We start from the raw sequence: 25,440 nt of genomic DNA, 5'->3' as shown, positions 1-25,440 counted from the left end.
TCATACAATGAACCGTGACGCCGCCCTCGCCATCCTGCGCGCGCATCAAGAAGAGCTGCACCGTCGTGGCGTGAGTCATGTCTCCCTTTTCGGTTCGGTCGCTCGCGACCAAGCAACACCTGACAGCGACCTCGATATCATGATCGATATCGACACCTCGGTCGTTCAAGATGTCTACGATTACGCAGGTGTAATCGGCTTCATCAGCGATCTATTTTCCATCAAGGTCGATGTGGCGAACCGGGAGATGCTGAAGCCCTACGTGAGGCCGTCGGCCGAACGGGACGCGATCCATGCTTTCTGAGCGGGGGCGAGACGCGCTTCTCGGTATCCTGGACAATGCGGAAGCCGCGCTTGAATTCACGGCCGGCATCGATGCAGATGCGTTCGCCCACGATCGCATGAGGCTCTACGCCGTGACGCGCTGCCCGGAGATCATCTCGGAGGCGAGCCGTCGTGTCGATGACGGGACCCGAACACGCCATCCCCACATCCCTTGGCGGCAGATCGCGGATGCCGGCAACGTCTACCGGCACGCCTACAAGAACGTCACCGCCGAGATGGTCTGGCGCGTCGCGCGCCATAGAATGTCAGATCTGATCGTCGTGTGTAAGGTTGAGTTGAGCCATCCCGACTGAACGTATCGTTCGTCATTGAACTCGCTCGCCCCTCGGCATCCTCGGACATTCGGCACACAGCGTGACTGCAAAAACGACCGCCTCCACCCCCAAGCCCGTCGGCCCCGGCGATCAGGTGATCCTGGTCGATGGCTCGTCCTTCATCTTCCGGGCCTATTTTCAGTCGATCAACCAAGACCAGAAGTACAATTCCCGCCCCTCGGACGGATTGCCGACCGGTGCGGTGCGGTTGTTCTGCACCAAGATCGCCCAGTTCCTGCAGGACGGCGCGGCCGGCACCATGCCGACGCATCTTGGCATCGTCTTCGACAAGTCCGAGGGCTCGTTCCGCAAGGAAATGTTCCCGGATTACAAGGGCCATCGCCCCGACGCACCCGACGACCTCAAGCGCCAGATGCCGCTGATGCGCGATGCGGTGCGGGCCTTCGGCCTGCATGCCGTCGAGCTGACGCGCTACGAGGCCGACGACCTCATCGCCACCTACGCGCGGCAGGCCGAGGCGCGGGGGGCGGGCGTCATCATCGTCTCCTCCGACAAGGACCTGATGCAGCTCGTCGGGCCGCTCGTGCGATTCTACGATTTCGAATCCGGGTCCAAGGGTAAGCCGGGCTACCGGCCCGAGCGCAACCTCGATGTGGACGCCATCATCGCCAAGTGGGAGGGCCTGAGCCCGAACCAGATCGGCGACGCGCTGGCGTTGATCGGCGACACCTCGGACAACGTGCCGGGCGTGCCCGGCATCGGCCTGAAGACCGCCGCCGCCCTCATCAAGGAATTCGGCTCCCTGGACGCGCTGCTGGAGCGGGCGGGCGAGATCAAGCAGCCGAAGCGCCGGGAGACCCTGCTCGCCAACATCGATCAGGCCCGCCTCTCGCGCAAACTCGTGGCGCTGATGGAGGACGTGCCGGTCCCGGTGGCGCTCGACGACCTCACCGTGCCCAAACCCGACCCCGAGAAGCTCGTCGGCTTCCTCAAGGCGATGGAGTTCAACACCCTCACCCGGCGCATCGCGCAGATGCTGCACGTCGACCCGGAGAAGGTGAAGCCGGACCCCGCCCTCCTCCCCGGCGCCAAGGGCGCGGCGGGCGAGCCCGTGCCCTTCTTCGGCGACAGCGTCCCCCCGGACCCGGAAACCGCCGCCGCCGGCTCGGAGCGCCCGCCGGGCGATGCGCCCCCCGAGGGCGGCGAGGTCGATCCCTTCGCCGATCTCAACCTGCCGGATGCGGCGCCCAAGCCCCGCGGCCCCGCCGAGCCGACGCCGGGTGGCCTCGTGGCGGCGCGGGCGGGCGAATCGGTGAAGCCGTTCGACACCGCCGCTTATGAAACGATCCTCACCCTCGAACATCTCGACGCCTGGATCGCCGAGGCCGAGGAAGCCGGCGTGGTGGCCGTCGATACCGAGACCGATGCGCTGGATTCCTTCCGCGCCGGGCTCGTCGGCGTCTCACTGGCGGTGGCGCCGGGGCGGGCCTGCTACATCCCGCTGGCGCATGTGCAGGCGGTCTCCGCCCCCGCCGATGCCGGCGACCTGTTCGGCCAGGGCGCGGCGGCGACCGATCTGGTCGAGCCCCTGGCCGGCCAGATCCCCCTCGACGCAGCCCTCGCACGGCTCAAGCCGCTGCTCGAAAATCCCGGCGTGCTGAAGGTCGGCCAGAACCTCAAATACGATTGGGTCGTGTTCTCACGCTACGGCATCGAAGTCGCGCCCTTGGACGACACGATGCTGATTTCCTACGTGCTCGACGCCGGCAAGGGCGGGCACGGCATGGACGAGCTCGCCCGCCGCCATCTCGGCCACCAGCCAATCACCTTCTCCGACGTCGCCGGCACCGGCCGGGCCAAGGTGACGTTCGACCGGGTCGCCCTCGACAAGGCCACCGCCTACGCCGCCGAGGATGCGGACGTCACCTTGCGCCTGTGGCGGATGATGAAGCCGCGCCTCGTGGCCGAGCGGCGGGTCGCGGTCTACGAGACCCTGGAGCGGCCTCTCCTGCCGATCATCGCCCGCATGGAGATGGCCGGCATCCGCGTCGACCGCGACATGCTGAGCCGGCTTTCGGGCGATTTCTCGCAGATCCTCGTGCGCCTGGAGGAAGAGATCCAGGAGGACGCGGGCGAGAAGTTCTCGGTGGGCTCGCCGAAGCAGATCGGCGACATCCTGTTCGGCAAGATGGGCCTGCCCGGCGCCAAGAAGACGCCCTCCGGCCAATGGGCCACGCCCGCGACGCTGCTGGAGGAGCTGGCCCAGGCAGGGCACGAATTGCCCAAGAAGATCCTCGAATGGCGCCAGCTTTCGAAGCTGAAATCGACCTACACCGACTCGCTCCAGACCCATGCCGACCGGGAGACGCAGCGGGTCCACACCTCGTTCTCGCTCGCGGCGACGACGACGGGCCGGCTCTCCTCTTCCGAGCCGAACCTGCAGAACATCCCCGTGCGCACGGAGGAGGGACGGCGCATCCGCCGGGCCTTCGTGGCGGCGCCGGGCATGAAGCTGATCTCGGCCGACTACTCGCAGATCGAGTTGCGGCTGCTCGCCCACATGGCCGACATCCCCGAACTGCGCAAAGCCTTCGAGGATGGGATCGACATCCACGCCGCCACGGCCTCGGCGATGTTCGGCGTGCCCTTGAAGGAGATGACGCCGGATCTGCGCCGCCGGGCGAAGACGATCAACTTCGGCATCATCTACGGCATCTCGGCCTTCGGGCTGGCCGACCGGCTCGGCATCGGCCGGGAGGAGGCCTCGGCCTTCATCAAGCAGTATTTCGAGCAGTTCCCCGGCATCCGGGACTACATCGACACGACGAAGCGCAGTTGCCGCGACAAGGGCTACGTCACTACCCTGTTCGGGCGCGTGTGCCACTACCCGCAGATCCGCTCCAACAACCCTAACGAGCGGGCGAGCGTCGAGCGGCAGGCGATCAACGCCCCGATCCAGGGCTCGGCCGCCGACATCATCCGCCGGGCGATGATCCGCATGGAGACGGCGCTGAAGGCCAAGCATCTCGGCGTGACGATGCTGCTGCAGGTGCACGACGAACTGGTCTTCGAGGCCCGCGAGGACGAGGTCGACACGGCGATCCCGATCATCGCCTCAATCATGGAGGAGGCGCCCGCCCCCGCCCTGACGCTCAGGGTGCCGCTGGTGGTGGAGGCCAAGGCGGCGCTGAACTGGCAGGAGGCGCATTGAGGCGCGCCTGTCACTGCGTGCGCCGCGCATTCAGGGCGGCGTCATGTTCGGAAGCGGCCCACGTCCCTGGATTGCTTCACTCCGTTCGCAATGACGTTTCTCCCGCCAAATCCGTCATTGCGAGCGCAGCGAAGCAATCCAGGGCGCCGCGCCATCGCCGGAGGTTACACCAGCCCAGGGTACAGGTCGGTCCAATCCGGGTTCATTGCCTCGATGAGCGCAAGCTTGCGCTTCCGCGACTCGGCCTTGATCTGTTTCTCGCGGTCGATGGCCTCGAACATCGAGGCGTGAGACTCGTACCAGACGAGCGCCTTGCAGCCGTATTGCCGCGTGAAACCCGGCAGCAGGGCTTCGCGGTGCTCGTAGACCCGCCGGGCCAGATCGGAGGTCACGCCGACATAGAGCGTGCCGTTGCGTCGGCTGGCCATGATGTAGACGCTCGGCGCGCGCACGGCGGCCCTCGGGAGGGTTGCGACTTAAGTCGCGGATCCCTGGATTGCTTCGCTTCGCTCGCAAAGACGGATGGCGGATAATTCACAGAAATGCAGCGCCCCTTGCATCCTAGCCGTCATTGCGAGCGCAGCGAAGCAATCCAGGGTAGCGCTACGTTCGAAAACGGCCTGCATCCCTGAATTGCTTCGCTTCACTCGCAATGACGATGGTGGACTGGGAGGGGGGTTGAAGCCGTCGAAAGAGGCGCAACCTTCGCCCATCGTGGCGAAGGCGCCGAATAAAAATACGGGAGCGAAACGATGCGAGCCCTCCTCTGCCAGAGCCTCGACGGCGCGGACAGTCTCGCCATCGCGGAGAGGCCAGACCCCACCCCCACCGCCGGGCAGGTGCTGGTGCGCGTCACGCTGGCCGCGCTCAACTTCTTCGACACGCTGATCGTCGCCGGGAAGTATCAGGTGAAGCCGCCCCTGCCCTTCTCGCCGGGGGGCGAGGGCGTCGGCGTCATCGAGGCGCTGGGCGAGGGCGTCAGCGGGCTCGCGGTCGGCCAGCGCGTGGTGATCCATGCCGGCTACGGCTGCTGCGCCGAGCGGATCGCCATCGATGCGAAGAAGCTCACCCCCGTGCCGGACGGCGTGCCCGACGAGCAGGCGGCCGGACTCACCATCACCTACGGCACCACCCTCCATGCGCTCGCCAACCGGGCGAAGCTCCGGCAGGGCGAATGGCTCGCGGTGCTCGGCGCCTCGGGCGGGGTCGGGCTCGCGGCGGTGGAGCTCGGGGCGCTGATGGGAGCGAAGGTCATCGCCTGCGCCTCATCGGAAGACAAGGTCGCTGCCGCCCGCGCCCACGGCGCCGCCGAGGGGCTGGTCTACTCACCGGAGACCCTGAAAGATGACCTGCGCCGCATCACGGGCGGCGCCGGGGTGGACGTGGTCTACGACGCGGTGGGCGATGCCTTCGCCGAGCCGGCCCTGCGCGCCCTGGCGTGGCGGGGGCGCTACCTCGTGATCGGCTTCGCGGCCGGCGCCATTCCGCGTCTACCGCTCAACCTGATCCTGCTCAAGGAACTCGACGTGCAGGGCGTCCACTGGGGCGCCTTCACCGAGCGCGACCCGGAGGGCCACCGGGCCGACCAGAAACAGCTGCTAGCCTGGGTGGCGGAGGGCAAGCTCAGCGCCAAGGTCCACGGCGTCTATCCGCTGGACGATTACCGCGAGGCGTTCGCGGTGCTCATCCGGCGGGAGGCCGTGGGGAAGGTGCTGTTGCGGGTCTAGGCGGGGCTCAGAGGAGCCCCTGCTCCCGCGCCAGCATCACCAGATCCGCCTGCGGCCGGGCGCCGATATGCTGGATGACCTCCGCCGCGGCCAGGGCGCCGAGGCGGGCGCTGGTCGCGTGGTCGAGGCCACGGGCATGGCCGGCGAGGAAGCCGGCGGCGAACAGGTCGCCCGCGCCGGTCGTGTCGACGACATGCTCCACCGGGCTCGCGGCCACCTCGCGGACATGGCCGCCGTTGACGACGAGGGCGCCCTTCTCCGAGCGGGTGACGAGGCCGAGCATGTGCAGGCCGCGCCCGTTGCGCTCGTCGCGGAGCGCCGCCACGGCGGCTTCCTCGTCGTCGGTCTCGTAGAGGCTCTTCAACTCGCCGAGATTGGCGAACAGGATGTCGATGCTGCCGTCGCGGATCAGGCCCAGGAACTCGTCGCGGTAGCGGCCGACGCAGAAGGCGTCGGACAGGGTCAGCGCCACGGCGTTGCCGGCCCGGTGGGCGATCTCCACGGCCTTGCGGAACGCCTCCTTGGCGGCGGGCGGATCCCACAGGTAGCCTTCGAGGTAGACGACGCGGGCGGCGGCGACCGTCTCCTTGTGGATGTCGTCCGGCCCGAGGCCCTGGCAGGCGCCGAGATAGGTGCTCATGGTGCGCTCGCCGTCCGGCGTCACCAGCACGAAGCAGCGGGCCGTGGCCGGGCCGTCCGTGGCGGCGGGCACGTCGTAGGAGACGCCCGTCGCCTTCAGATCGTGGCGGAACAGCTGGCCCAGCTCATCGTCGCGGACGCGGCCGACGAAGCCGGTCTTCGCGCCGAGCATCGCCGCGCCGACGGCGGTGTTGGCGCCCGAACCGCCCGACACGATCGTCGCCGGGCCCATGGCCTGGAACAGGGCTTCCGCGCGGGGCTCGTCGATCAGCGTCATCGCCCCCCGGGCGATTCCTTCCTTTTCGAGGAAGGCATCGTCGGTGCGCGCGATGACGTCGACGATGGCGTTACCGAGGACGAGGAGGTCGAGGGAAGCGCTCATGCAAGTATCCGTCTGCCGATGATTGCGGCGGCTGTGGCATTGGCCGCCCGCCGGATCAAGGCTTTAAGACGCCCTCACCCCGCGATCTCCTCCAGCGCCACGTCCCGGGTGCGCGGCCCGAGGAGGCCGACGAGGCCGCCCGCGATGAGCATGGCGACGGAGATGAACAGAAAGACGCCGGGGGCGCCCGCCTCGCGCAGGACGAAGGCGATGAGGAAGCCCGTGAAGATCGCCGAGAAGCGGCTCCACGAATAGACGAAGCCCACCGCCCGCGCCCGGATGCCCGTGGGGAACAGCTCCGCCTGATAGGCGTGGAAACTGTAGGACATGACGTTCGAGGCGAGCGTCAGCCCGATGCCGAGCGCCACGATGGCGGCGACGTCCCGCACCTGCGCGAAAGCGAGGCCGCAGGCGATGTAGACGAAGGCCGCCGCCACGATGACGTGCTTGCGCTCGAACCGGTCGGCGATCAGGAGCCCGATCAATGGCCCGACCGGCGCGGCCAGCGCGATCAGCGCCGTGTAGGCAAGGCTCGACGTGACGGTGATGCCTTGCGCGATCAGCAGGGTCGGCACCCAGTTGGCGAAGCCGTAGAAGCCCACCGTCTGAAACACGTTGAACCCCGCCATCATTAGCGTGCGGCGCCGGTAGGGCGGCACCCACATGTCGCGGAAGGCGCCGCGCGGCTGCATCGGCTGCGGCGGGCCGGGGGGCGGCAGGGGGCGGCCGTATTCCGCCTGCACCTGCGCTTCCAGGCGAGCCATCACCGCCTCGGCCTCGGCGAAGCGCCCGCGCTCCACGAGCCAGCGCGGGCTCTCGGGCAGGCCGGAGCGCATCCACCACACCAGGACCGCCGCCGAGGCGCCGATGAGGGCGACCCATCGCCAGCCGTCGAGGCCGAGGGGCGTGAGGGGGATCAGCAGGTAGGACAGGAAGGCGACGACCGGGACGGCGCAGAAGCCGATGCCCTGGCAGAGGGCGAAGGCCCGCCCCCGGATCGCCTTCGGCACCAGTTCGGAGAGGTAGCTGCCGATCGTGACCATCTCCAGCCCCAGCCCGATCCCGGCGATGAGCCGCCACAGGTTCAGGCCGAACGCGTCCGTCTGGAAGGCCATCACGACGTTGGCGGCGGTGTAGGACAGGAGCGACCACGTGAAGATCGCCCGCCGCCCGAACCGATCCGCGAGCCAGCCGCAAGCGACGGTGCCGATGAACAGGCCGGTGAACAGGGCGGCCACGAACCCCGCCACGCCCGTCGCCCCGAACAGGCCGGGCGTCGTCGGCGTGAGGATGCCGGCCTTCACGAGGCCCGGCGCGACGTAGCCGGTGAAGAGCAGATCGTAGAGTTCGAAGAAGAAGCCGAGGCCGAGCAGTGCCACGAGGCGCCAGACGCTCCGCGTCGCGGGCAGCCGGTCGAGCCGGGCGACGATCAGGCCCGGATCATGGGAAGCCGCGCTGGTCGTCATGGGGAAGGCTCGCTCGTGGGATCGCCGCGCCGCTTGCCCCGGAAAGGGCGGCTGCGCAAGGCGCCCCTCACACCCCGAACACCGACCACCCCATGCGCTGGGTCAGCTGTTCCAGCGCCACGCGGCCGAGATGGGAATTGCCGGCGGCGTCGAGGCCGGGGGACCAGACCGCGATGGAGGCCTTGCCCGGCGCCACCGCGAGGATGCCGCCGCCCACCCCGCTCTTGCCCGGCAGGCCGACGCGGTAAGCGAACTCGCCCGAGCCGTCGTAGTGGCCACAGGTCAGCATGATCGCGTTGATGCGGCGCGCCCGCTCCGGCGATACCACGTTGAAGCCAGTCGCCGGGTTCAGGCCGTTATGGGCCAGGAACTGCCCCGCCGTCGCGAGCTGGCGGCAGTTCATCGCGATGGCGCAATGGTGGAAGTACACGCCCAGCGTGTAGTCGACCGGGTTCTCGATCACCCCGAACGATTTCATGTAATAGGCGAGCGCGCTGTTCCGGAACCCCGTGCGCCGCTCCGAGGCCGCCACCGTCTCGTCGATGAAGACACTCGGGTCCTGCGAGAGGAACTGCATGAAGCGCAGGATCTCGCCCAGGGCCTCGCGCGGCGCGTGGCCGGAGAGGATCACGTCCGTCACCGCAATGGCGCCGGCATTGATGAAGGGGTTGCGCGGCACCCCGCGCTCCCGCTCCAATTGCACAATGGAGTTGAACGGGTTGCCCGAGGGCTCCCGCCCGACGCGCCGCCACAGCCGGTCGCCGATCATGCCGATGGCCAGCGTCAGGGTGAAGACCTTCGAGATGCTCTGGATCGAGAACAGCGTCTCGCTGTCGCCGCCCGCGCTGACGCGCCCGTCCCGGTCGATCACCGCCATGCCGAAGCGGTTCGGGTCCACATGGGCGAGTTCGGGGATGTAATCGGCGACCGTACCGCGATCCGCGCGCGCGGCCATCTCCTCCGCAATGTCACGGACGACGGTATCGAGATCGGGCATGGCCAGTCGTGGTTTCAAAAGGTCCGAGACCTTTTGCGGGTGCAGGGCGGCGCCCTGCAAAGCCCCGGTCCTTTAAGCAAGGACCGGGCCCCCGTCACGCGGCGGCGAGCGCCGTGCCCATCGATTCCTTCTTCATCAGCTCGCGGAAGAAGCCGTCGAGATGCGTCAGCTTCTCGGGCGAGCCATCCTGCGCGATGCGCCCCCCCTCCAGCACGACGATCCGGTCGAAGTCCTGGAGCGTCGAGAGGCGGTGGGCGATGGCGATGACCGTGCGGCCCTTCATCAAGTTGCCGAGGGCGTGGCGGATCGCCTGCTCGGATTCCGCATCGAGCGCCGACGTGGCCTCGTCGAGGAGCAGGATCGGCGAGTTCTTCAGGATGGCGCGGGCGATGGCGATGCGCTGGCGCTGGCCCCCCGAGAGCTTCACGCCCCGGTCGCCGACGATGGTGTCGAAGCCTTCCGGCAGGGCCTTGATGAAGTCGGTGCAATGGGCCGCCTCGGCCGCCTGCCAGACCTCCTCGTCGGTGGCCTCGGGCCGTCCGTAGCGGATGTTCTCCCGCAGCGTCCGGTGGAACATCGACACGTCCTGCGGCACCACCGTGATGGCCTCGCGCAGCGAATCCAGGGTGATGCGGCCGATATCCTGGCCGTTGATGCGGATCGCCCCCGATTGCGCGTCGTAGAAGCGCTGGATCAGCGAGAACAGGGTCGATTTGCCCCCGCCCGACTTGCCCACGAGGCCGACCCGCTGGCCGGGCTCGATGGTCAAATCGAAGTCGCTGAACACCGGGCGCCCGTCCGGATAGTGGAAGGCGACGTGCTCGAACTCGATCTTGGCGCCCTGGCCGGCGAGGGGCTTCGCCTCCGGGTGGTCCACGAGGTCGTGGGGCTGCAGCAGGGTGTGCAGCGCCTCGGCGAGGCGGGCCGTGTGCTGCGTGGCGTCCACCAGCGCGACGGCGAGGTCACGGGTCGCGGCCAGGATGCGGATGCCCAGCGTGCAGACGAGGACCACCTGCCCGTTCGTCGCCTGTCCGGCCTCCCACAGCCGGATCGACCAGTAGAGCAGGCCGAGGATCGCCAGCACGGTGAGGATGGCGTGAACGATGCGCAGCTTCTCGAGGTAGAGGAGCGACGAGCGCCGGGCGCGCATCTCGGTGGCGATGGTGCCCTCGAACCGGGCGCCCTCGCGCTTGAAGGCCGAGAAGGCGCGCACGAGGGACATGTTGCCGACGAGGTCGACCATCTCGCCGTCCACGCTCGCGGCCTTGGCGGCGAAGTCGTGGTGCAGCGGCTTGCCGGCCGAGGCCATCTTGAACATCAGCACGACCACCGCCGCGAAGATGCCGGCGAGGATCCCCGCCATCGTGAGGCTGACCGAGGCGATGTAGGCGATGGAGCCGAAGGCGGCGACGGTCGGCGGCATCACGTTGAACACGAACATGTTCTCGACCGTGAAGATCGCGTTCGAGGTCGCGGTGATGCGGCTCGCCAGCGTGCCGGGCTGGCGGTCGGAGAAGAAGGTCGGCGAATGGCCGGTCATGTGCCGGAACAGGTCGCGGCGGATGTCGCCCGTCACCCCGACGAAGGTGAAGGCGCCCGTCAGCGCGGCCACGCGCCAGAGGGCGTTGTCGATGGCGATGAAGACGATGAGGACGGTCAGCGCGCTCCAGATGCCGGTGTTCTCCGGCCCCGGCCCCTTCGTGAGGGCATCGACCACGCCCTTCAGGGCGTAGTCGGTCGAGACCGAGAACCCGACCGCACCGAGCACCGAGATGAGGATCACAAGGTGCGGTAGCCAGCGGCGGCGCAGGTACCGTCCGACGAAGGCGAAGGGCCGTTCGGCGTATCGGTGGAGTTCTTCCATCGTGGCGACCATCCCGTTCTCGCGTGACCGGCCGGCGGCAGCCGTGCGAGCATGCGGTTCTAAAGGCAAGTCCGTCCCGTAGCGCCAACGCAGGAGCGTTGCCATACGTTGCAGTGTGACTCTCTGGATCGCGCGCTTTTAGCGGCCCAAGCTGAACATAGCTTGATCGCCTCGCCCAAGCGAAAGCGATGCCGCGCCCGTCAGGCGGGCTCCGCGATCTCACGCTCCTTGCCGCCGGACCGGCGGGTCTCGGGCATGATCAACGCCACCAGCATGAAGGCAGCGAAGCCCAGGAAAGCGAGGCCGAGGAAGGCGCTGTGGCTTCCGAGCCGGTCGGCCATGATGCCCGCCAGAGAGGTCGAGAGGGCGGCGCCGATGCCCATGGCCGTTCCCACCGCCCCCAGGGCGAGGTTGAACCGGCCCGTGCCGCGCGTCAGGTCGGACACGACGAGGGGCACCATCACGCCGAGCACCGAGGCCGAGACGCCGTCGAGCACCTGGATCGCAACCAGGGCATAGGGGTTCGTGGTGGAGGCGAGGAGCAGGCCGCGCAGCGGCAGGGCCGCGAATCCGACGAGCAGGACGGGGTAGCGGCCGAACCGCTCCGTGGCGCGCCCGACCGCCGGTGCACAGACGGCGAGCACCGCCTGCGGAACCATGATGCAGGCTGCAACCAGCGCGGTCGCGGTCTCGCTGGCGCGGAGCGTCAGGACGCTGCCGACCAGGGGCATCATCGCCGCGTTGGCGAGGAAGAACAGCAGCATGCAGGCGCCGAAGCTCATCAGGCCCCGGTTGCCGAGGAGCGCCCGCAGCGCCCCGCGCCCGTTCGGCGAGGCGGCGGCGGGTTCGGCGGCGGCCTGGACGCGCGTGCTGGCATCGATCTCGTCGGCGCGGATCGCCGACAGCGCCATGACGGCGGGAATGCCGAGGGCGGCGGTGAGGTAGAAGACGGCGCCGTTCGAGAGGTAGTAGCCGCAGGCGCCCATTCCGGCGGCGGCGACGGCGTTGCCGAGCGCTTGAAAGCTGGCATTGCGCCCCAGGCGCTCGCCGGCCCGCGCATGGCCGACGAGGCCGATGCTGATCGCGGCGATGGCTGGCGTCAGCACGCAGCTCGCCGCCGAGTGCAGCGCCATGGCGAGGAGCACGACGAGGAAGCTCGGCCAGACGGCGAGCGCGAGGGCGCTGCCCGCCACGGCGAGGGTGGCCACCGCCGCCGCGAAACGCTTGGAGCGGGCGGCATCCACGAAGGCGCCCCCCGGCACCTGCCCGAGCAGGCCGACAAGGCTCCCCACCGTGAGGGCGAAACCGATGTCGGATTGGGTCCACTTGGCCTGGGAGAAGTAGACGGCCAGGAACGGCCCGAACCCGGTCTGAAGGTTGGCCACGAAGAAGGCGAAGGCATCGAGGCCCCGCCGGCTCCCCCGGGAGACGACGGCCTCGGCCGGGGCCGGAGCCCCGGACGCCGCCGCCGCATCCGGCACCGCCGCGAGCCGCTGGCGCGCCTCGGCCACCGCATCCTTGCGCGCGTCCGGGCGGTGGACGTCTCGGGCCGGTGTCGCGGGAACGGGGGGCCGTGCCTTCAATCGGGCCACCGTCATTTATCCGGAGCCTTTTCGGGCGCGGGCGCAGCGGGAGGGGCGGCAGGCGTCGCGACGGGAGGGGCGGCGGCGGGCGCAGTGGGCGGCATCGGCGCGGGGGGCACGACGGGGGCCGGCGGTCCCGCCGGAGCCACGCCGGCCTGCTCGCCCTCGGGCGGCGTGCCGCTCGCCGGGCCGAGCACGACGATCGGCTCGCCCGACTTGTATTCCGGCGAGACGCGGACCTGATTGCGGGTGAGCGCCACCGAAAGCCGGCGCTCCTTGCCGTCCGAGGCGAAGCGCAGGGCGCGCCAATCGACGGCGATCTTGCGGGTGCCCACGCCGAGGAAGCCGCCGAAATCGATGATCGCCGCGCGGGGATGCCCTTCCTTGTCGATGATCACGTCGATCACCCGGCCGAGTTCGTCCCCCTGCGCACTGCGGACGCTGCGGCCGAGGAGACTCTCGTAATCCGAGGTGTCGAGGACCGTGGCGGGCGTGCCCTGCTGCGGCTGCGCCCCGGCGGCGGGCGCCGGAGGGGTCGCGGGCGGGGCCGAGGGCGGCGGCGCCGGGGTGGCGGCGGGCGGCGCGGCCGGCGCGGGCGTCGGGGCGGGTGAGGTGGCGGTGGACGGAGGCAGAGGCGGGGGCGAGGCGCCCGGGCCGGAGGCGCCCTCACCGCCAGCGGGCGGCGTCTGGGCGGCAACCCCCGTCGCCCCCAGGGCGAGCACCAGGGCCGCGATCATCCGACTGGTAGTACGCACGCGTCGTCCTCTGCGAAATCCGATGGTCGGCCAGGCGGGGAGCCCTACCGCCCGAATCCGGCGCGGCATGACGGTGATACCGTCGGACCTGGGCGAAGTTATGGATCAGGTCTGTGGGCTGAGGGCAACAGGGTGCGAGATCCGCGCCACATTCCCCCTCCGGCGCGCCCCGGGCGGCCCGCCCGCCCCCGGCGCGTCTGTTTTTCGCCGCAACCCCGGCTTAGATCCTAACAAACAGTTCGTGGGCCCTGGCATTGCGCGGCCCGCGCGAGGAACCGTCAATGTCCCGCACCCCGTTTCCGGCCCCCGTGCCTGCCCTGATTCTCGCCGTCTCCCTGGCCGCTGGCGGCCTCGCGGGATGTCAGGCGCTGGGCGGCACGAATGGCGTGATGCCCGATACCGATGTCGGCCTGCCGCCCTCCATGCGCGGCGCCATCCCCGGCCGTCAGGCGCGGACGGCGACCCTGGACGACGACGGCCGCCCGCTGCCGGCCGCCCCGACCCGCAACATCGACATCCCGAAGAGCGCGGGCGCCGCGAGCCGCTCCGCCGATGCGAGCGAGCGGCGGATCCGCCGCGACGAGCTGGAAGGCAGCGACGCCCGCAGCGGCAGCGGCTCGAACGGCATGGCCCCGTCGCTCACCCCCGGCGGCAGCGTCGGCCTCGGCGGCAAGTTCTAAGCGGAAGCGAGGCGGCTGCCGTAATATTCGTCCAACCGCTTCTTGTAGTTCGGGTCGGCGAAACTGTCCTCGCCCGGCCCGTGGGTCGGCGCACCCGCCAGCGAGCCGGGGTCGATATCCACCACGTAGCCGCCGAGCTCCGTGCTGTAGCGCAGGGCCCGCCAGGGCAGCGCGTGGTGGTTCTCCCCGAGGCCCAGGAAGCCGCCGAAGGCCAGGACGGCGTAGGCCACCTGCCCCGACACCTTATCGACCATGAAATTGTAGACCGTGCCGAGATGGCGGCCCTCGCCGTCGTAGACGTCGGTTCCCTCGACCTTGTTCGAGGCGATCAGGCGCGGCGTCTCGTCGAGGGCGACGCCTTCGGCGGCCGGGTCGAGTTCCAGCGTGCCCGGCTTCCTGACGGCGCGTTCGGTCGGCAGATCGGTGGGCATGGTCCCTCCTCAGGCGCCCCGCGGCCACGCGGCGGGGGTGATGGAGGGGTTACGAGCACCGCCGCAACCGGTTCCGTCGCGGCGTCCGCGTGATTCGTGGTCGAGCGGGCGGGGCCCGGTCAGATCAGGACGCGGGCCTCGGGGGCCCGGCCGGTGTCGTCCCGCCGCGTTCCGGCCGCCAGGGCGACGACCAGCGCCACGGAGAGCACCAGTGCGAGGGAGAGGATCGGTGTGAACATGTCACCGAGACTTGCAAATCGCGGTTACGATAATGTTTCATATCCCAACCTATGCGATAAGATTCTGCTTCGGCATCCTTGCCGAATGGGCCAAAGGCTGGTCCACCCTGTGGATTGAAGCGGTTAGCACCGACTTTCCCCTTGGAACGGGCGCGTCACCGCTTAGTTGATGCTGCTATGCTGACGCGGCGACGGGGTGCGGTTTGCCCCGGCGCGGTCCGAGCATCGGAGGATATTGATGGCGACGAAGACGGAGAAGGCTGCGCCGAAGGCGGCCAAGACCACCAAGGCTGCTTCTGAGTCCGCCCCCGCCAAGACCGCCAAGCCAGCTGCGAAGGCAGCGGCCGCGAAGCCGAACGCCCTTCAGCAGCCGCTGAAGCCTTCGGCCGAGCTTGGCGCCATCGTCGGCACCAGCCCGCTTCCGCGCGGCGAGGTGGTGAGCAAGGTGTGGGAATACATCAAGAAGCACAACCTGCAGAACCCCGAGAACAAGCGCGAGATCGTCGCAGACGACAAGCTGAAGAAGGTCTTCGGCAAGGACAAGTGCTCCATGTTCGAGATGAACAAGCACCTCGCGGCGCACCTGAAGTCCTAACGGCGCTTCTTGCCGGACCGGCCCGCGGGCCGGTCGCGGCAGATCCTGGCGTCATGCGAGATATTGCAGGACGCCGCCATCGGCCCGCATGGCCGCGCCCGTGGTCGCGCTTGCGGCTGGGCTGCACAGATAGGCGACGAGGTTGGCGACCTCGTCCACCTTGGCGAGACGTCGGATCAGCGATGTCGGCCGATGCTGCGTCACGAACTGGCGGCCGAGTTCCTCGCTATCGCCGGTCGCACCGTCGCTCATCTGCTTGAGGAAGGTCTCGACGCCCTCGGAGAGGGTCGGGCCGGGCAGGACGCTGTTCACGGTGACGCCGCTGCCGGCCACCGTCTGCGCAAGGCCGCGCGCGATCGAGAGCTGCGCCGTCTTCGTCATCCCGTAATGGACCATCTCGGTCGGGACGTTGAGGGCGGATTCGCTCGAAATGAAGATCACCCGGCCCCAGCCACGCTCGACCATGGCCGGCGTGTAGGCGCGGGACAGGCGCACGCCGCTCATCACGTTCACGTCGAAGAAGCGTTGCCAATCCGCGTCCGGGATGTCGAAGAACGGCTTCGGCTCGAAGATGCCGGTGTTATTGACGAGGATGTCGATGCCGGGATTGGCCGACGCCAGGGCCTCGGCCCCCGCTGCGTCGGAGACGTCCCCCACCGCCGCGAAGGCGCGCCCCCCGCTCGCCTCGCCCCGCAGCTTCGCCAGGGCGGCATCGACCCGCTCCGTCGTGCGCCCGTTGATGCCGACTTCGGCGCCGAGGTCGCAGAGCGCCCGGGCGATGGCGTAGCCGATGCCGCCGGTCGAGCCGGTGACGAGGGCTTTGCGTCCGCTGAGATCGAGATCCATGATCGGCTGTCCTTTGCCATTCACCCCGTGACGCGAAGGTGGGGTCGGCCGGGCCGGAGACCACTCCTACCCGTTCCGCTGCCAGCGCAGGGCACTGGTGCAGGCGCCGACCATGGAGAGCGCCACGGCCGTTGACAGGGAGAGTGTTACCGCCGAGCCCGCTCCACTGCCATGGGTCAGGCCGAACAGCACCGCGACCAGGGCCGCGCCGAGGGATTGCCCGGTGAGCCGCGCGGTCGATTGCATGCCGCTGGCGCCGCCGCTGCGCTCGCGCGGGGCCGAGGTGACGATGATCCGGTTGTTGGGCGACTGGAACAGGCCGAAGCCGAGGCCGCAGAGGGTGAGCCGCCACACGATGTCGAGGACTGGCGCCCCCGTGGGCAGGGCGGCGACGAGGGCGAGCCCGGCCGCCATCACCGCGAGGCCGGCGCCGCCGAGCAGCCCCGGCGGGTAGCGGTCCGCGAGCCGCCCGGAGATCGGCGCCATCACCGCGACGGCGATGGGCCAGGGGGTCATGAGAAACCCGGTCTGCGTGCTCGACAGGTGGAGCACGTCCTGGAAGTAGAACGGCAGGGCGACGTAGGACGCCATCTGCGCCGCGAAGGCGCAGACCGAGGAGGCCATCGACAGGGCGAAGGCCCGGATCCGCAGCAGGTCGACCGGCAGGAGCGGCGCCGGCAGGCGGATCTGGCGGCGCACGAAGATCACCCCGAACACGAGGGCGGCGGCGATCTCGGCCGCTCCCCGGGCGGCCCCGCTGGGATCGCCGAGCCCATCGATGCCGACGATCAGCAGGCCGAAGGTCAAGGCGTTGAGGAGGGCGCTCAAGCCGTCGAAGGGCCGGCGGCTCTCCGGGGTCGCGGGCAGGGTGCGGGTCGCGACGGCGAGCGCCAGCAGCCCCACCGGCACGTTCACGAGGAACAGCCACGGCCAGGTCGCCACGGAGAGGATCGCGGCGGCGACGGTCGGCCCCGCCGCCGAGGCCACCGCCACGACCAGCGCGACGTTCGCCACCCCCGCCCCGATGATCTTGTGCGGGTAGATGAAGCGCACGAAGCCGATGTTGACGCTCATGATCGCGGCGGCGCCCAGTCCCTGCACGATCCGCGCGGCGACGAGCAGCCCGAGGCTCGGCGCCAGGGCGCAGGCCAACGAGGCGGCGACGAACACCGCGAGCCCCGGCAAATAGACGCGCCGGAAGCCGAAGATGTCGCCGAGGGCGGCGAAGGGCAGGAGGCTCGCCGTGACGGCGACCTGATACGAGTTGACCACGAAGATCGCGTCGGCCGGCTTCACCGCGAGGTCCTTGGCCAGGACCGGCAGCGCCACGTTGACGATGGCCCCGTCGAGCACGGCCATGGTCATGGCGAGCGCGATGGCGGCCATGGCGAGCCTCCGCTCGCGCAGCGGCAACCCGTCCTGCGGTTGCGGCGCGGCGGTCTCGGCCATGCTGGGCGCTCCTGCGGCGCCGCAAGGCGTCCGTGTCGGGGAAGGGGCCTGTCGTCTCGCGCAGGCGCGCGGCAGCGTCGAGGGGTCTCGCGTGTCCTACGTCACCCGGCGCGGCGCCCGCACCGGACATAGGTCGAGGTGCCCTTGCTGCTGGTCCAGGTCAGGCGGTCGCCCTCCACGAGGAGGCGGACCTGGGACGACCAGCGGCGGCCGCGGTCGCTGCACTCGGCCGCCATCACCCACGCGCCGCCGACGCGGTGGCCGTCATGGAAGCTGCAGAGGGTCTTGCCCGCCCGCGCCTTCTCCATCGAGATCGTCGCCGGCAGGTAGCCGCGCCGCCGCGAGGGGCTGAGGCAGGCGGCCGGGGTCGGCCCCCAAGTGCCGACGAACTCGGCCACCGGCAATCCGGGGCGCTTCGGGGCGACGGCCTGGATCGCGGCCGGGGCCGGCACGGCGGCGGCGATGGCCGAAACCTCTGCGGGCGGCTGCGCGACGGCCGGCATCGCCTCGGGGGGCAGTTCGGGCAGCACGGTGACGCGCTTGGGCGGCTCGTCGGTCCGGTGGGCCGCCTCGGCGGAGGCCAGGGGGCGGAAGGGCAGATCCTCCCGAAGGTAGGTGGCGCAATAGGCGAACAGCCCGCCCCAGCCCACCACGAGCAGGGCCGGGATCGCGTAGCGCGCTCCGCCCTTTCGGGCGGGGGCGTCCGGTTCGGGCGGAGGCGGCGGCACGACGAGGGCGCTCATCCCCGGCCCGCCGAGGGCGAGCGGCGTAGGGAAGGCGGCGGCGGTCACGGTGTCGTCCCGCCACTGGGCCCTGTCGAGCGTCATCTCCATGGCATCACCGCCCGAAGATGCCCTTCAGGAACTGGGCGGTGCGGTTGCGCTTGCGCTTGCGCTCCAATTCCGAGGCGTCCTTGATCCATGCCACCTGCACCACCCGGCGCTCGCCCTCGAAAGGCTCGTGGCCGTGCCAGGAATTGTCGGCGCGCAGGAAGGCGAACATCGTGCCCATGGTCGGCGGCACCTCGACGGCGAAGGGCTCGAAGTTCTTGCCGTCGTAGAGCACCCGCAGGCGACCGGCGGCCGGGGCGTCCCAGGCGTCGTTCATGTAGACGAGGAGCGTCAGCACCTTCGACGGGCCGTCCGTGTGGATGGCGCCGTACTTGAGCTGGCTGCGCTTCATGATGGTGGTGAGGCGCGGGCAGGAGACGAGATCGATCCCGAACTTCTCGCCGAGGATGCGGGAGAACTCGTCGCTCTCCAGTTCGTCGATCAGCGCCTTGAACCGGCCCTGGAGGGAGACCTCGTCCACGGTGAGATAGCCGGGCTTGCCGATCTCCGGGAAGTCGCGCCGGATCTCCTCGATCGAGTCGCGGTTCAGGACGTTCGTGCCGAGGGTGTACGGATAGGGCTCCCGCGAGAGCGGCGCGGCGCGAATCGCCTGAACGTCGAGGATCGAGAGAGCCGTCATCGCTGAGTGTCCCTGGGTGTCGCGCTGTACGGAACGGGAATCACGCGGTGCGCGTCCTCGCAAGCGGATCACGTTCACAAATTGTTAGGGCCGCTGTGCCCGCGCCGGCTATTTAGGCGGCGGAATGCGGCGGTCAGACGGCGAAAGCGGTGGGGTGGCGCATTCCGGTGACAGTCGCCGGGCACCCACCCGTGCAGGATGACCAGACCCGCGACCCTTCGCGGGGCGTGCGTAACCCGGATCCGGTACGACCTGCGATGAGGCCGTTGGTCCTCACCCTGCTTTTGGCCCCTCTCGCCGCGTTCGCGACCGGGCTCTCGGCCCGCGCCGAGCCCCCGCGCACGCCCCGGGGCTCCGTGACGGCCCGGATGACCTGTGCCGAGGCGATGGCGCTGGTGCAGCGCGAGGGCGACATCATGATCGCCGCCGGCGCCGCGCCGGAACGCCTCGTCCGCGACCGCAACCAGTGCGAATTGTCGGACATCGCGGAACTGCGATTCGTGCCGACGCGGGACAACCCGCAATGCCCGATCGGCTACCGTTGCCGCGAGCCCGGCTTCGAGGAGTGGAACTGGTAGGGATCACGAAGCGCACATCCCGTCACGCAACTCCCTTGTGCCCGATATACGGCGATCTATCCTTTATGCATCCGCCCGCGTGACAGGGCGGATCGGGAGAGACCGCCCATGCGAACGCTGATCCTCGCCGCGCTTCTGACGGGCGTGGCGATTCCCGCCCTGGCTCAGGGGGCCGCGCCCGCCGAGACCAAGGCCAAGACCGACGACCTCGAGAAGCTGGAGAGCTTCCACAGCACCTCGACGCAGCCCGCGCCGGAGATCCCGCAGACCGGCCGCAAGGCCGACGCGATCGCCAAGAGCCTCGCCAAGGTGAAGCTGCCGGACGGCTTCAAGATCGCCCTCTACGCCATCGTGCCGGATGCCCGCGCCCTGGCGGTGGGGCCGAATGCCGGCGTGCTGTTCGTCGGCACCCGCAAGTCGAAGGTCTACACGGTGACCGACCGCGACAAGGACCGCGTCGCCGACGAGGTCCGCGCCTTCGCGCCGGGCATCGATTTCAAGATCCCGAACGGCGTCTGCTTCTCGCGGGACGGCGTGCTGACGGTGGTGGAGCAGAACCGCGTGCTCGCCTTCCCGGCGGCCGAGTTCTTCTACGAGAACCCGGATGTGGCCGCCGGCGTGCTGGTGAAGCAGGGCGAGCTGATCCCCACCTCCGAGGAGAGCTTCAACCACACGGCCCGCGTGTGCCGCGTCGGGCCGGACGGCAAGACCTACATCGCGCTCGGCCAGCCTTACAACGTGCCGCCCGCCGCCAAGATGGACCTGTACCGGAAGCAGGGCATCGGCGGGATCATCCGCATGGACGCCGACGGCAAGAACCGCGAGGTCTACGCCACCGGCATCCGCAACTCGGTGGGCATGGACTTCGCCACCGACAAGAGCCTGTGGTTCACGGACAATCAGGTCGACGGTATGGGCGACGACAAGCCGCCGGGCGAGTTGAACCACGCCACCAAGGCCGGGCAGAACTTCGGCTTCCCGTGGTTCGGCGGCGGCGCGGTGCGCACGGTCGAGTACAAGGACGAGACCCCGCCCGCGGACGCGGTGCCGCCGATGGCCGAACTGCCGCCCCATGCGGCCGATCTCGGTATGACCTTCTACAACGGGAAGTCGTTCCCTGATTCGTACAAGGGCGGCATCTTCATCGCCGAGCACGGTTCGTGGAACCGCACCCAGCCGATCGGCGCGCGGGTGATGTTCGCCAAGCTCGGCGCGGACGGGAAGGTCGAATCGGTGAAGCCCTTCGCGGAGGGCTGGCTGACCGGCGACGGCGAGTATCTCGGCCGCCCCGTGGACGTGGCGGTGATGCTCGACGGCTCGCTGCTCGTCTCCGACGATTCCGCCGGGGCGGTGTATCGGATCTCCTACGAGAAGTAGGTTTTTGGAGTGTCGCTCCCCTCCCTCGTGGAGGGGAGCCGCGTCGCGTCAAACGAGCCGGAACCGATGACCCGCCTGATCCTCATCCTCGCCGCCACGCTGGTGCCGCTGGGCGCGCAGGCGGGCGATGCCGCCCTCGGCAAGAAGCGGGCGACTGCCTGCCAGACCTGCCACGGCATGGACGGCCTCTCGAAGCTGCCGGAGGCGCCGAACCTCGCCGGCCAGGTCGAGCCCTATCTGGTGAAGGCGCTCACCGAGTACCGCGAGGGCAAGCGCCAGAACGAGATCATGAACGTTGTCGCGAAGGAGCTGACCGACGCGGATATTGCGAACCTCGCGGCGTATTACGCGGGCATCCAGATCGACGTGCTGCCGCCGGGTTGACCACCCTCTCCGTCATTGCGAGCGGAGCGAAGCAATCCAGTCAGCGCCGCCTTATCCGGACGAGTCGCGCCCTGGATTGCTTCGGCTCCGCCTCGCAATGACGGTGGAGGGGCCGGGCCGAAGTCTTCGAGCGAGGCCGTATCAGTCGTCCATCTTCAGGGCGGCGATGAACGCCTCCTGCGGGATCTCCACACGGCCGAACTGGCGCATCTTCTTCTTGCCCTCCTTCTGCTTGTCGAGGAGCTTGCGCTTGCGCGAGATGTCGCCGCCGTAGCACTTGGCGGTCACGTCCTTGGAGAGCGCCCGGATCGTCTCGCGGGCGATGATCTTGCCGCCGATCGCCGCCTGGACCGGGATCTGGAACAGGTGACGGGGGATCAGATCCTTCAGCTTCTCGCACATGGCCCGGCCCCGGCTCTCGGCGCGGGTGCGGTGGACCAGCATCGAGAGGGCGTCGACCGGCTCGGCGTTCACGAGCAGCGACATCTTCACGAGGTCGCCCTCGCGGTAGTCGGACACGTGGTAGTCGAACGAAGCGTAGCCCTTCGAAATCGACTTCAGCCGATCATAGAAGTCGAACACCACCTCGTTCAGCGGCAGGTCGTAGATGACCATGGCGCGCTTGCCGACGTAGTTGAGGTCGATCTGGATGCCGCGCCGGTCCTGGCAGAGCTTCAGCACGCCGCCGAGATACTCGTCAGGCGTGAGGATCGTGGCGCGGATCCAAGGCTCCTCGATGATCTCGATCTTCATCACGTCCGGCATGTCGGCCGGGTTGTGCAGCTCCTTGGTGGTCCCGTCGCGCATCTGCAGGCGATAGACCACGGACGGGGCCGTCGAGATCAGGTCGAGGTTGAACTCGCGCTCCAGCCGCTCCTGGATGATCTCCAGGTGCAGGAGGCCGAGGAAGCCGCAGCGGAAGCCGAAGCCCAAAGCCGCCGAACTCTCCATCTCGTAGGAGAACGAGGCGTCGTTCAGCCGGAGCTTGCCCATCGCCGAGCGCAGGTTCTCGAACTCGGCCGCGTCCACCGGGAACAGGCCGCAGAACACCACCGCCTGGACTTCCTTGAAGCCCGGCAGCATGCCGCTGGTCTGGCGCTTGTCCTCGGTGATCGTGTCGCCGACGCGGGTGTCGGCCACTTCCTTGATCGAGCCCGTGAAGAACCCGACCTCGCCGGGGCCCAGCGCCTCGATCTCGGACATCTTCGGCCGGAACACGCCGATCCGGTCCACGCCGTAGACCGCGTCGGCGCCCATCATGCGGATGGTCATGCCCTTCTTGAGCACCCCGTCCACGATGCGCACCAGCACCACGACGCCGAGATAGGCGTCGTACCAGCTATCCACGAGGAGCGCCTTGAGGGGCGCGGCCGGGTCGCCCTTCGGCGCCGGCAGCTTGGTGACGATGGCTTCCAGCACCGCCTCGATGTTGAGGCCGGTCTTAGCCGAGATCGGCACCGCCTCCGAGGCGTCGAGGCCGATCACCTCCTCGATCTGCTCCTTCACCCGGTCCGGCTCGGCAGCGGGGAGATCGACCTTGTTGAGGACGGGCACGATCTCGTGATTGGCGTCGAGGGCCTGATAGACGTTCGCCAGCGTCTGCGCTTCGACGCCCTGCGAGGCATCGACCACCAGGAGCGAGCCCTCGCAAGCCGCGAGCGAGCGCGAGACCTCGTAGGCGAAGTCCACGTGGCCGGGCGTGTCCATCAGGTTGAGGATGTAGGTCCGGCCGTCCTTGGCCGGATATTCCAGGCGCACGGTCTGCGCCTTGATGGTGATGCCGCGCTCCTTCTCGATGTCCATCGAGTCGAGCATCTGCTCGCTCATGTCGCGGAGCGCGACGGTGCCGGTGGCCTGGATCAGGCGGTCGGCGAGCGTCGATTTCCCGTGGTCGATATGGGCGACGATCGAGAAGTTGCGGATGGTGTCGATCGGGGCGGTCATCGATGTTCCGTTCGGGCGCACGGCCAAGGCGGGCGCATGCCGGCAAATCGCGATGGTCGGGCCAGGGGCCGACCGGGCGCCTGCGAGATAGCAGCGCCGGGCCACAGCGTCGAGCGCAAGGGAATCGCGGGACTTCCGACCGCGCAAACGAAACCGCCCGAAGCGGGCGGCTCCGGGCGGTTTGCGTTTCGTTCGGGTCGAGCGTTACCGGCCGCGGTCGCGGATCAGTCGCTCGATCTCGGCCTCGCCATGAGAGCGGGCCTTGGCCTCGGTCGGGTGCTTCCGGTCCGACCGCTGGTGAAGCTTGCCGTGCTTGCGGATGCTCCACTGGTAGAGCGCGCCGCTCTCGCCGACCGGATGAACCTCGAGGCTGAAGGGAAAGGTGTCGGAGTGCGTATCGTTCATGCTGCCCATATGGGGCGGATCGCCGCCTTTTGCCATCCCGGCAACGCATTCCTCTCACGCGCCGGTTGAACCCTCCGCAGGGCTGCCCGACCGTACGCGCGCGGCCATGGCGACGAGACTCTTGCGCAACCCCCCCATGTCCGAGACCGGCTCGGGGTAGAGAACCCGCGCCGTCCGGTCGCCAGCCATCAGGTCCATGCCCTCGGGATCGAGCCCGCTGAGCCGCCAGGACGCCTCCGCCTCGCCCGCCGCCGTCGCGTAGAGGGCGAGGGCATCCGCGTGGTCGGCGTTCATGTGGGCGACGGCACCGCCCTCCCCCGCCACGATGGCCTCCCGGCCCGTCAGGTCGAGGAGGAGTTCGGCGGGCGTCAGCGTCGCAGCCTTGGCGAAGCCGCCGTTGAGGTGGCCCGCCTCCGGCGCCAGGGCGAAGAAAGCGAAGTCCGGGAAGTCGGCGTAAAGCTTCGCCTTGGGGTGGCGGGCCAGGAAGCGCTCGCGAGCGCGGGGCTCGGCACTCTGCATCGCGCGGCCGTTCACCGTCAGGCGGGGATGGGCGAGCGGGTCGCCCTTGCCGCCCTGGCTGAACAGCAGGGAGCAGCGCGGATCGGCCAGGAGGTTGCGGGTATGGGCCGAAAGGCGCGACAACAACATCAGCGGCGTGCCGTCCACATCGGTGGCCATCGTGACGAGGGAGGCGAAGGGCATGCCCTCCGCGTCGATGGTTGCCAGCGCCCCGGAGCGGATGGTGCGCAGGAGCATCCGCGCGAGGCCGATCGCGTCGAAGGGCGCCTCCGCCGCCGGCAGGGGCCGGGCCGGGTCCCGCGGCCCCTCGGATACGCCGCCAGTGTCAGCCATGCACACGCCTCCGTGACCCGAGCGATCCAGAAGATTACGGCCAAGCTATGACCGCCGCTCGCTTTTTCCCAGGGAACATATTAAAGCACCCGTCCCCCTCGGCGCGAGCCGGAACCGCTTCCCGCGGCGGAATGCCCTCGCGCCTACAGCCAGCCCCGATGGGGCCGGGATGCGACGCGGCCGTTTGCGCGGCCGCGCCCGACCCCGTTCAGCCAGGGATCCGCGCATGCCGACCATTGCCCTCGTCGACGACGACCGGAACATCCTGACCTCCGTGTCGATCGCCCTGGAGACCGAAGGCTACCGGATCCAGACCTACACCGACGGGGCCTCGGCCCTGGACGGTCTGCGCCACTCGCCCCCCGACCTCGCCATCTTCGACATCAAGATGCCGCGCATGGACGGGATGGAGCTGCTGCGGCGGCTGCGCCAGAAATCGGACCTGCCGGTCATCTTCCTCACGTCGAAGGACGAGGAGATTGACGAACTGTTCGGCCTGAAGATGGGCGCGGACGACTTCATCCATAAGCCGTTCTCGCAGCGGCTTCTGGTGGAGCGGGTGAAGGCGGTGCTGCGCCGCTTCGCGAAGGAAGCCCCCGGCGCCCCGCCGCGCGGCGAGGCCGAGGCCGCCGCCCGCTCCCTGGAGCGCGGCGCGCTGATGATGGATCCCGAGCGGCACACCTGCACCTGGAAGGGCGAGGCGGTGACGCTGACCGTCACCGAGTTCCTGATCCTCCAGGCGCTGGCCCACCGGCCCGGCGTCGTGAAGAGCCGCAACGCCCTGATGGACGCGGCCTACGACGATCAGGTCTATGTCGATGACCGCACCATCGACAGCCACATCAAGCGCCTGCGCAAGAAGTTCAAGGCGACCGACCAGAGCTTCGACATGATCGAGACGCTCTACGGCGTCGGCTACCGGTTCAAGGAGGCGTAGGCCGGGCCA

At 69.3% G+C, this 25,440-nt stretch carries 25 protein-coding genes; 10 read left to right on the top strand and 15 right to left on the bottom strand.

Translation table 11 applies throughout. From position 1 onward, the window contains the following. Positions 1-7 precede the first annotated feature (7 nt). The 3 genes from AAHF99_RS03010 (at position 8) to polA (ending at position 3,831) form a co-directional block, all read left to right on the top strand. Entirely contained in the window at positions 8-304 is a 297-nt protein-coding gene (locus AAHF99_RS03010; RefSeq protein ID WP_342162598.1) for a nucleotidyltransferase family protein, read from the top strand. After that, positions 294-638: a HepT-like ribonuclease domain-containing protein gene (locus tag AAHF99_RS03005; RefSeq protein ID WP_342162597.1), complete on the top strand. Its 345-nt coding sequence runs from the start codon at positions 294-296 to the stop codon at positions 636-638. Before AAHF99_RS03010 ends, AAHF99_RS03005 begins: the two co-directional genes overlap by 11 nt. Positions 639-699: 61 nt before the next feature. Next, the gene (polA, locus tag AAHF99_RS03000) at positions 700-3,831 is read left to right on the top strand and encodes a DNA polymerase I (RefSeq protein WP_342162596.1); all 3,132 of its coding nucleotides are present in this window, start codon (positions 700-702) and stop codon (positions 3,829-3,831) included. A 164-nt stretch (positions 3,832-3,995) separates the two neighbouring features. Here polA and AAHF99_RS02995 read toward each other — a convergent pair whose 3' ends face one another. After that, positions 3,996-4,283, bottom strand: coding sequence for a GIY-YIG nuclease family protein (locus AAHF99_RS02995; RefSeq protein ID WP_342162595.1), 288 nt, complete (start codon positions 4,281-4,283; stop codon positions 3,996-3,998). A 300-nt stretch (positions 4,284-4,583) separates the two neighbouring features. Between AAHF99_RS02995 and AAHF99_RS02990 the strand changes: the two genes are divergently transcribed. After that, the gene (locus AAHF99_RS02990) at positions 4,584-5,558 is read left to right on the top strand and encodes an NADPH:quinone oxidoreductase family protein (protein WP_342162594.1); all 975 of its coding nucleotides are present in this window, start codon (positions 4,584-4,586) and stop codon (positions 5,556-5,558) included. A gap of 7 nt (positions 5,559-5,565) precedes the next feature. Here the strand turns inward: AAHF99_RS02990 and AAHF99_RS02985 are convergent, their stop codons facing one another. The 6 genes from AAHF99_RS02985 to AAHF99_RS02960 all read right to left on the bottom strand — a co-directional run bounded on the left by AAHF99_RS02985 (position 5,566) and on the right by AAHF99_RS02960 (position 13,226). Further along, the gene (locus tag AAHF99_RS02985) at positions 5,566-6,579 is read right to left on the bottom strand and encodes an adenosine kinase (RefSeq protein ID WP_342162593.1); all 1,014 of its coding nucleotides are present in this window, start codon (positions 6,577-6,579) and stop codon (positions 5,566-5,568) included. 74 nt (positions 6,580-6,653) lie between these two features. Beyond that, a complete protein-coding gene (locus tag AAHF99_RS02980) occupies positions 6,654-8,045 on the bottom strand; it encodes an MFS transporter (protein ID WP_342162592.1) in 1,392 nt (463 codons plus the stop codon). A 67-nt stretch (positions 8,046-8,112) separates the two neighbouring features. Further along, positions 8,113-9,042: a glutaminase gene (locus tag AAHF99_RS02975; protein WP_342162591.1), complete on the bottom strand. Its 930-nt coding sequence runs from the start codon at positions 9,040-9,042 to the stop codon at positions 8,113-8,115. A 94-nt stretch (positions 9,043-9,136) separates the two neighbouring features. After that, positions 9,137-10,906 (bottom strand): ABC transporter ATP-binding protein, encoded by a 1,770-nt coding sequence (locus AAHF99_RS02970; protein ID WP_342162872.1) that lies wholly within the window; start codon positions 10,904-10,906, stop codon positions 9,137-9,139. A 200-nt stretch (positions 10,907-11,106) separates the two neighbouring features. Then, positions 11,107-12,504 (bottom strand): MFS transporter, encoded by a 1,398-nt coding sequence (locus AAHF99_RS02965; protein ID WP_342162590.1) that lies wholly within the window; start codon positions 12,502-12,504, stop codon positions 11,107-11,109. Then, positions 12,501-13,226 (bottom strand): PRC-barrel domain-containing protein, encoded by a 726-nt coding sequence (locus AAHF99_RS02960; protein ID WP_342162871.1) that lies wholly within the window; start codon positions 13,224-13,226, stop codon positions 12,501-12,503. Before AAHF99_RS02960 ends, AAHF99_RS02965 begins: the two co-directional genes overlap by 4 nt. A gap of 299 nt (positions 13,227-13,525) precedes the next feature. Between AAHF99_RS02960 and AAHF99_RS02955 the strand changes: the two genes are divergently transcribed. Beyond that, on the top strand, positions 13,526-13,924 hold the full coding sequence (locus AAHF99_RS02955) for a hypothetical protein (protein ID WP_342162589.1): 399 nt from the start codon (positions 13,526-13,528) through the stop codon (positions 13,922-13,924). Here the strand turns inward: AAHF99_RS02955 and AAHF99_RS02950 are convergent. After that, entirely contained in the window at positions 13,921-14,355 is a 435-nt protein-coding gene (locus AAHF99_RS02950; RefSeq protein ID WP_342162588.1) for a PRC-barrel domain-containing protein, read from the bottom strand. The two genes, AAHF99_RS02955 and AAHF99_RS02950, sit on opposite strands and share 4 nt — an antisense overlap. Positions 14,356-14,832: 477 nt before the next feature. On the opposite strand from AAHF99_RS02950, the gene AAHF99_RS02945 reads away from it, so the two are divergent. Then, a complete protein-coding gene (locus tag AAHF99_RS02945; protein ID WP_243959087.1) occupies positions 14,833-15,189 on the top strand; it encodes an SWIB/MDM2 domain-containing protein in 357 nt (118 codons plus the stop codon). Between the two features lie 51 nt (positions 15,190-15,240). Here AAHF99_RS02945 and AAHF99_RS02940 read toward each other — a convergent pair whose 3' ends face one another. From AAHF99_RS02940 to AAHF99_RS02925, 4 genes are all read right to left on the bottom strand, one after another. After that, positions 15,241-16,035: an SDR family NAD(P)-dependent oxidoreductase gene (locus tag AAHF99_RS02940; protein ID WP_342162587.1), complete on the bottom strand. Its 795-nt coding sequence runs from the start codon at positions 16,033-16,035 to the stop codon at positions 15,241-15,243. A 66-nt stretch (positions 16,036-16,101) separates the two neighbouring features. Then, positions 16,102-17,484: an MFS transporter gene (locus AAHF99_RS02935; RefSeq protein ID WP_342162586.1), complete on the bottom strand. Its 1,383-nt coding sequence runs from the start codon at positions 17,482-17,484 to the stop codon at positions 16,102-16,104. Between the two features lie 101 nt (positions 17,485-17,585). Next, complete coding sequence (locus tag AAHF99_RS02930; RefSeq protein WP_342162585.1) at positions 17,586-18,311, bottom strand: peptidase inhibitor family I36 protein; 726 nt, start codon at positions 18,309-18,311, stop codon at positions 17,586-17,588. Positions 18,312-18,321: 10 nt separating this feature from the next. Beyond that, positions 18,322-18,954, bottom strand: coding sequence for a 2OG-Fe(II) oxygenase (locus tag AAHF99_RS02925; RefSeq protein WP_243959095.1), 633 nt, complete (start codon positions 18,952-18,954; stop codon positions 18,322-18,324). A gap of 257 nt (positions 18,955-19,211) precedes the next feature. Between AAHF99_RS02925 and AAHF99_RS02920 the strand changes: the two genes are divergently transcribed. From AAHF99_RS02920 to AAHF99_RS02910, 3 genes are all read left to right on the top strand, one after another. After that, entirely contained in the window at positions 19,212-19,532 is a 321-nt protein-coding gene (locus AAHF99_RS02920) for a hypothetical protein (protein ID WP_243959097.1), read from the top strand. A 108-nt stretch (positions 19,533-19,640) separates the two neighbouring features. Further along, a complete protein-coding gene (locus tag AAHF99_RS02915; protein WP_342162584.1) occupies positions 19,641-20,909 on the top strand; it encodes a PQQ-dependent sugar dehydrogenase in 1,269 nt (422 codons plus the stop codon). Positions 20,910-20,975: 66 nt separating this feature from the next. Next, complete coding sequence (locus AAHF99_RS02910; RefSeq protein ID WP_342162583.1) at positions 20,976-21,293, top strand: c-type cytochrome; 318 nt, start codon at positions 20,976-20,978, stop codon at positions 21,291-21,293. A gap of 141 nt (positions 21,294-21,434) precedes the next feature. Here the strand turns inward: AAHF99_RS02910 and lepA are convergent, their stop codons facing one another. The 3 genes from lepA to AAHF99_RS02895 form a co-directional block, all read right to left on the bottom strand. Continuing rightward, positions 21,435-23,237 carry a translation elongation factor 4 gene (gene lepA / locus AAHF99_RS02905; protein ID WP_243959104.1) on the bottom strand — a complete coding sequence of 601 codons (1,803 nt, stop codon included), beginning with the start codon at positions 23,235-23,237 and terminating at the stop codon, positions 21,435-21,437. A gap of 204 nt (positions 23,238-23,441) precedes the next feature. Next, positions 23,442-23,642, bottom strand: coding sequence for a hypothetical protein (locus tag AAHF99_RS02900; RefSeq protein WP_238201181.1), 201 nt, complete (start codon positions 23,640-23,642; stop codon positions 23,442-23,444). 54 nt (positions 23,643-23,696) lie between these two features. Beyond that, entirely contained in the window at positions 23,697-24,494 is a 798-nt protein-coding gene (locus AAHF99_RS02895) for a HugZ family pyridoxamine 5'-phosphate oxidase (RefSeq protein WP_342162582.1), read from the bottom strand. Positions 24,495-24,720: 226 nt separating this feature from the next. On the opposite strand from AAHF99_RS02895, the gene AAHF99_RS02890 reads away from it, so the two are divergent. Continuing rightward, positions 24,721-25,431 carry a response regulator transcription factor gene (locus tag AAHF99_RS02890; protein WP_238252065.1) on the top strand — a complete coding sequence of 237 codons (711 nt, stop codon included), beginning with the start codon at positions 24,721-24,723 and terminating at the stop codon, positions 25,429-25,431. Positions 25,432-25,440 lie beyond the last annotated feature (9 nt).

The organism is Methylobacterium litchii, assembly GCF_038442315.1.
GTDB classification, from domain to species: Bacteria; Pseudomonadota; Alphaproteobacteria; order Rhizobiales; family Beijerinckiaceae; genus Methylobacterium; species Methylobacterium litchii.
Note: the sequence above shows the minus strand (reverse complement) of the source record. Positions and strands in the feature narration are given on the sequence as shown.

Coding starts and splice junctions, on each gene's coding strand:
- AAHF99_RS03010 (WP_342162598.1), top strand. CDS start 8: ATGAACCGTGACGCCGCCCTCGCCATCCTGCGCGCGCATCAAGAAGAG.
- AAHF99_RS02940 (WP_342162587.1), bottom strand. CDS start 16,035: ATGGATCTCGATCTCAGCGGACGCAAAGCCCTCGTCACCGGCTCGACC.
- AAHF99_RS02915 (WP_342162584.1), top strand. CDS start 19,641: ATGCGAACGCTGATCCTCGCCGCGCTTCTGACGGGCGTGGCGATTCCC.
- AAHF99_RS02935 (WP_342162586.1), bottom strand. CDS start 17,484: ATGGCCGAGACCGCCGCGCCGCAACCGCAGGACGGGTTGCCGCTGCGC.
- AAHF99_RS02930 (WP_342162585.1), bottom strand. CDS start 18,311: ATGACGCTCGACAGGGCCCAGTGGCGGGACGACACCGTGACCGCCGCC.
- AAHF99_RS02975 (WP_342162591.1), bottom strand. CDS start 9,042: ATGCCCGATCTCGATACCGTCGTCCGTGACATTGCGGAGGAGATGGCC.
- AAHF99_RS02980 (WP_342162592.1), bottom strand. CDS start 8,045: ATGACGACCAGCGCGGCTTCCCATGATCCGGGCCTGATCGTCGCCCGG.
- AAHF99_RS02925 (WP_243959095.1), bottom strand. CDS start 18,954: ATGACGGCTCTCTCGATCCTCGACGTTCAGGCGATTCGCGCCGCGCCG.
- AAHF99_RS02960 (WP_342162871.1), bottom strand. CDS start 13,226: ATGATCGCGGCCCTGGTGCTCGCCCTGGGGGCGACGGGGGTTGCCGCC.
- AAHF99_RS02990 (WP_342162594.1), top strand. CDS start 4,584: ATGCGAGCCCTCCTCTGCCAGAGCCTCGACGGCGCGGACAGTCTCGCC.
- AAHF99_RS02945 (WP_243959087.1), top strand. CDS start 14,833: ATGGCGACGAAGACGGAGAAGGCTGCGCCGAAGGCGGCCAAGACCACC.
- AAHF99_RS02970 (WP_342162872.1), bottom strand. CDS start 10,906: ATGGAAGAACTCCACCGATACGCCGAACGGCCCTTCGCCTTCGTCGGA.
- AAHF99_RS02920 (WP_243959097.1), top strand. CDS start 19,212: ATGAGGCCGTTGGTCCTCACCCTGCTTTTGGCCCCTCTCGCCGCGTTC.
- AAHF99_RS02950 (WP_342162588.1), bottom strand. CDS start 14,355: ATGCCCACCGATCTGCCGACCGAACGCGCCGTCAGGAAGCCGGGCACG.
- AAHF99_RS02895 (WP_342162582.1), bottom strand. CDS start 24,494: ATGGCTGACACTGGCGGCGTATCCGAGGGGCCGCGGGACCCGGCCCGG.
- AAHF99_RS02985 (WP_342162593.1), bottom strand. CDS start 6,579: ATGAGCGCTTCCCTCGACCTCCTCGTCCTCGGTAACGCCATCGTCGAC.
- AAHF99_RS02890 (WP_238252065.1), top strand. CDS start 24,721: ATGCCGACCATTGCCCTCGTCGACGACGACCGGAACATCCTGACCTCC.
- AAHF99_RS02900 (WP_238201181.1), bottom strand. CDS start 23,642: ATGAACGATACGCACTCCGACACCTTTCCCTTCAGCCTCGAGGTTCAT.
- AAHF99_RS02910 (WP_342162583.1), top strand. CDS start 20,976: ATGACCCGCCTGATCCTCATCCTCGCCGCCACGCTGGTGCCGCTGGGC.
- AAHF99_RS02955 (WP_342162589.1), top strand. CDS start 13,526: ATGTCCCGCACCCCGTTTCCGGCCCCCGTGCCTGCCCTGATTCTCGCC.
- lepA (WP_243959104.1), bottom strand. CDS start 23,237: ATGACCGCCCCGATCGACACCATCCGCAACTTCTCGATCGTCGCCCAT.
- AAHF99_RS02965 (WP_342162590.1), bottom strand. CDS start 12,504: ATGACGGTGGCCCGATTGAAGGCACGGCCCCCCGTTCCCGCGACACCG.
- AAHF99_RS03005 (WP_342162597.1), top strand. CDS start 294: ATGCTTTCTGAGCGGGGGCGAGACGCGCTTCTCGGTATCCTGGACAAT.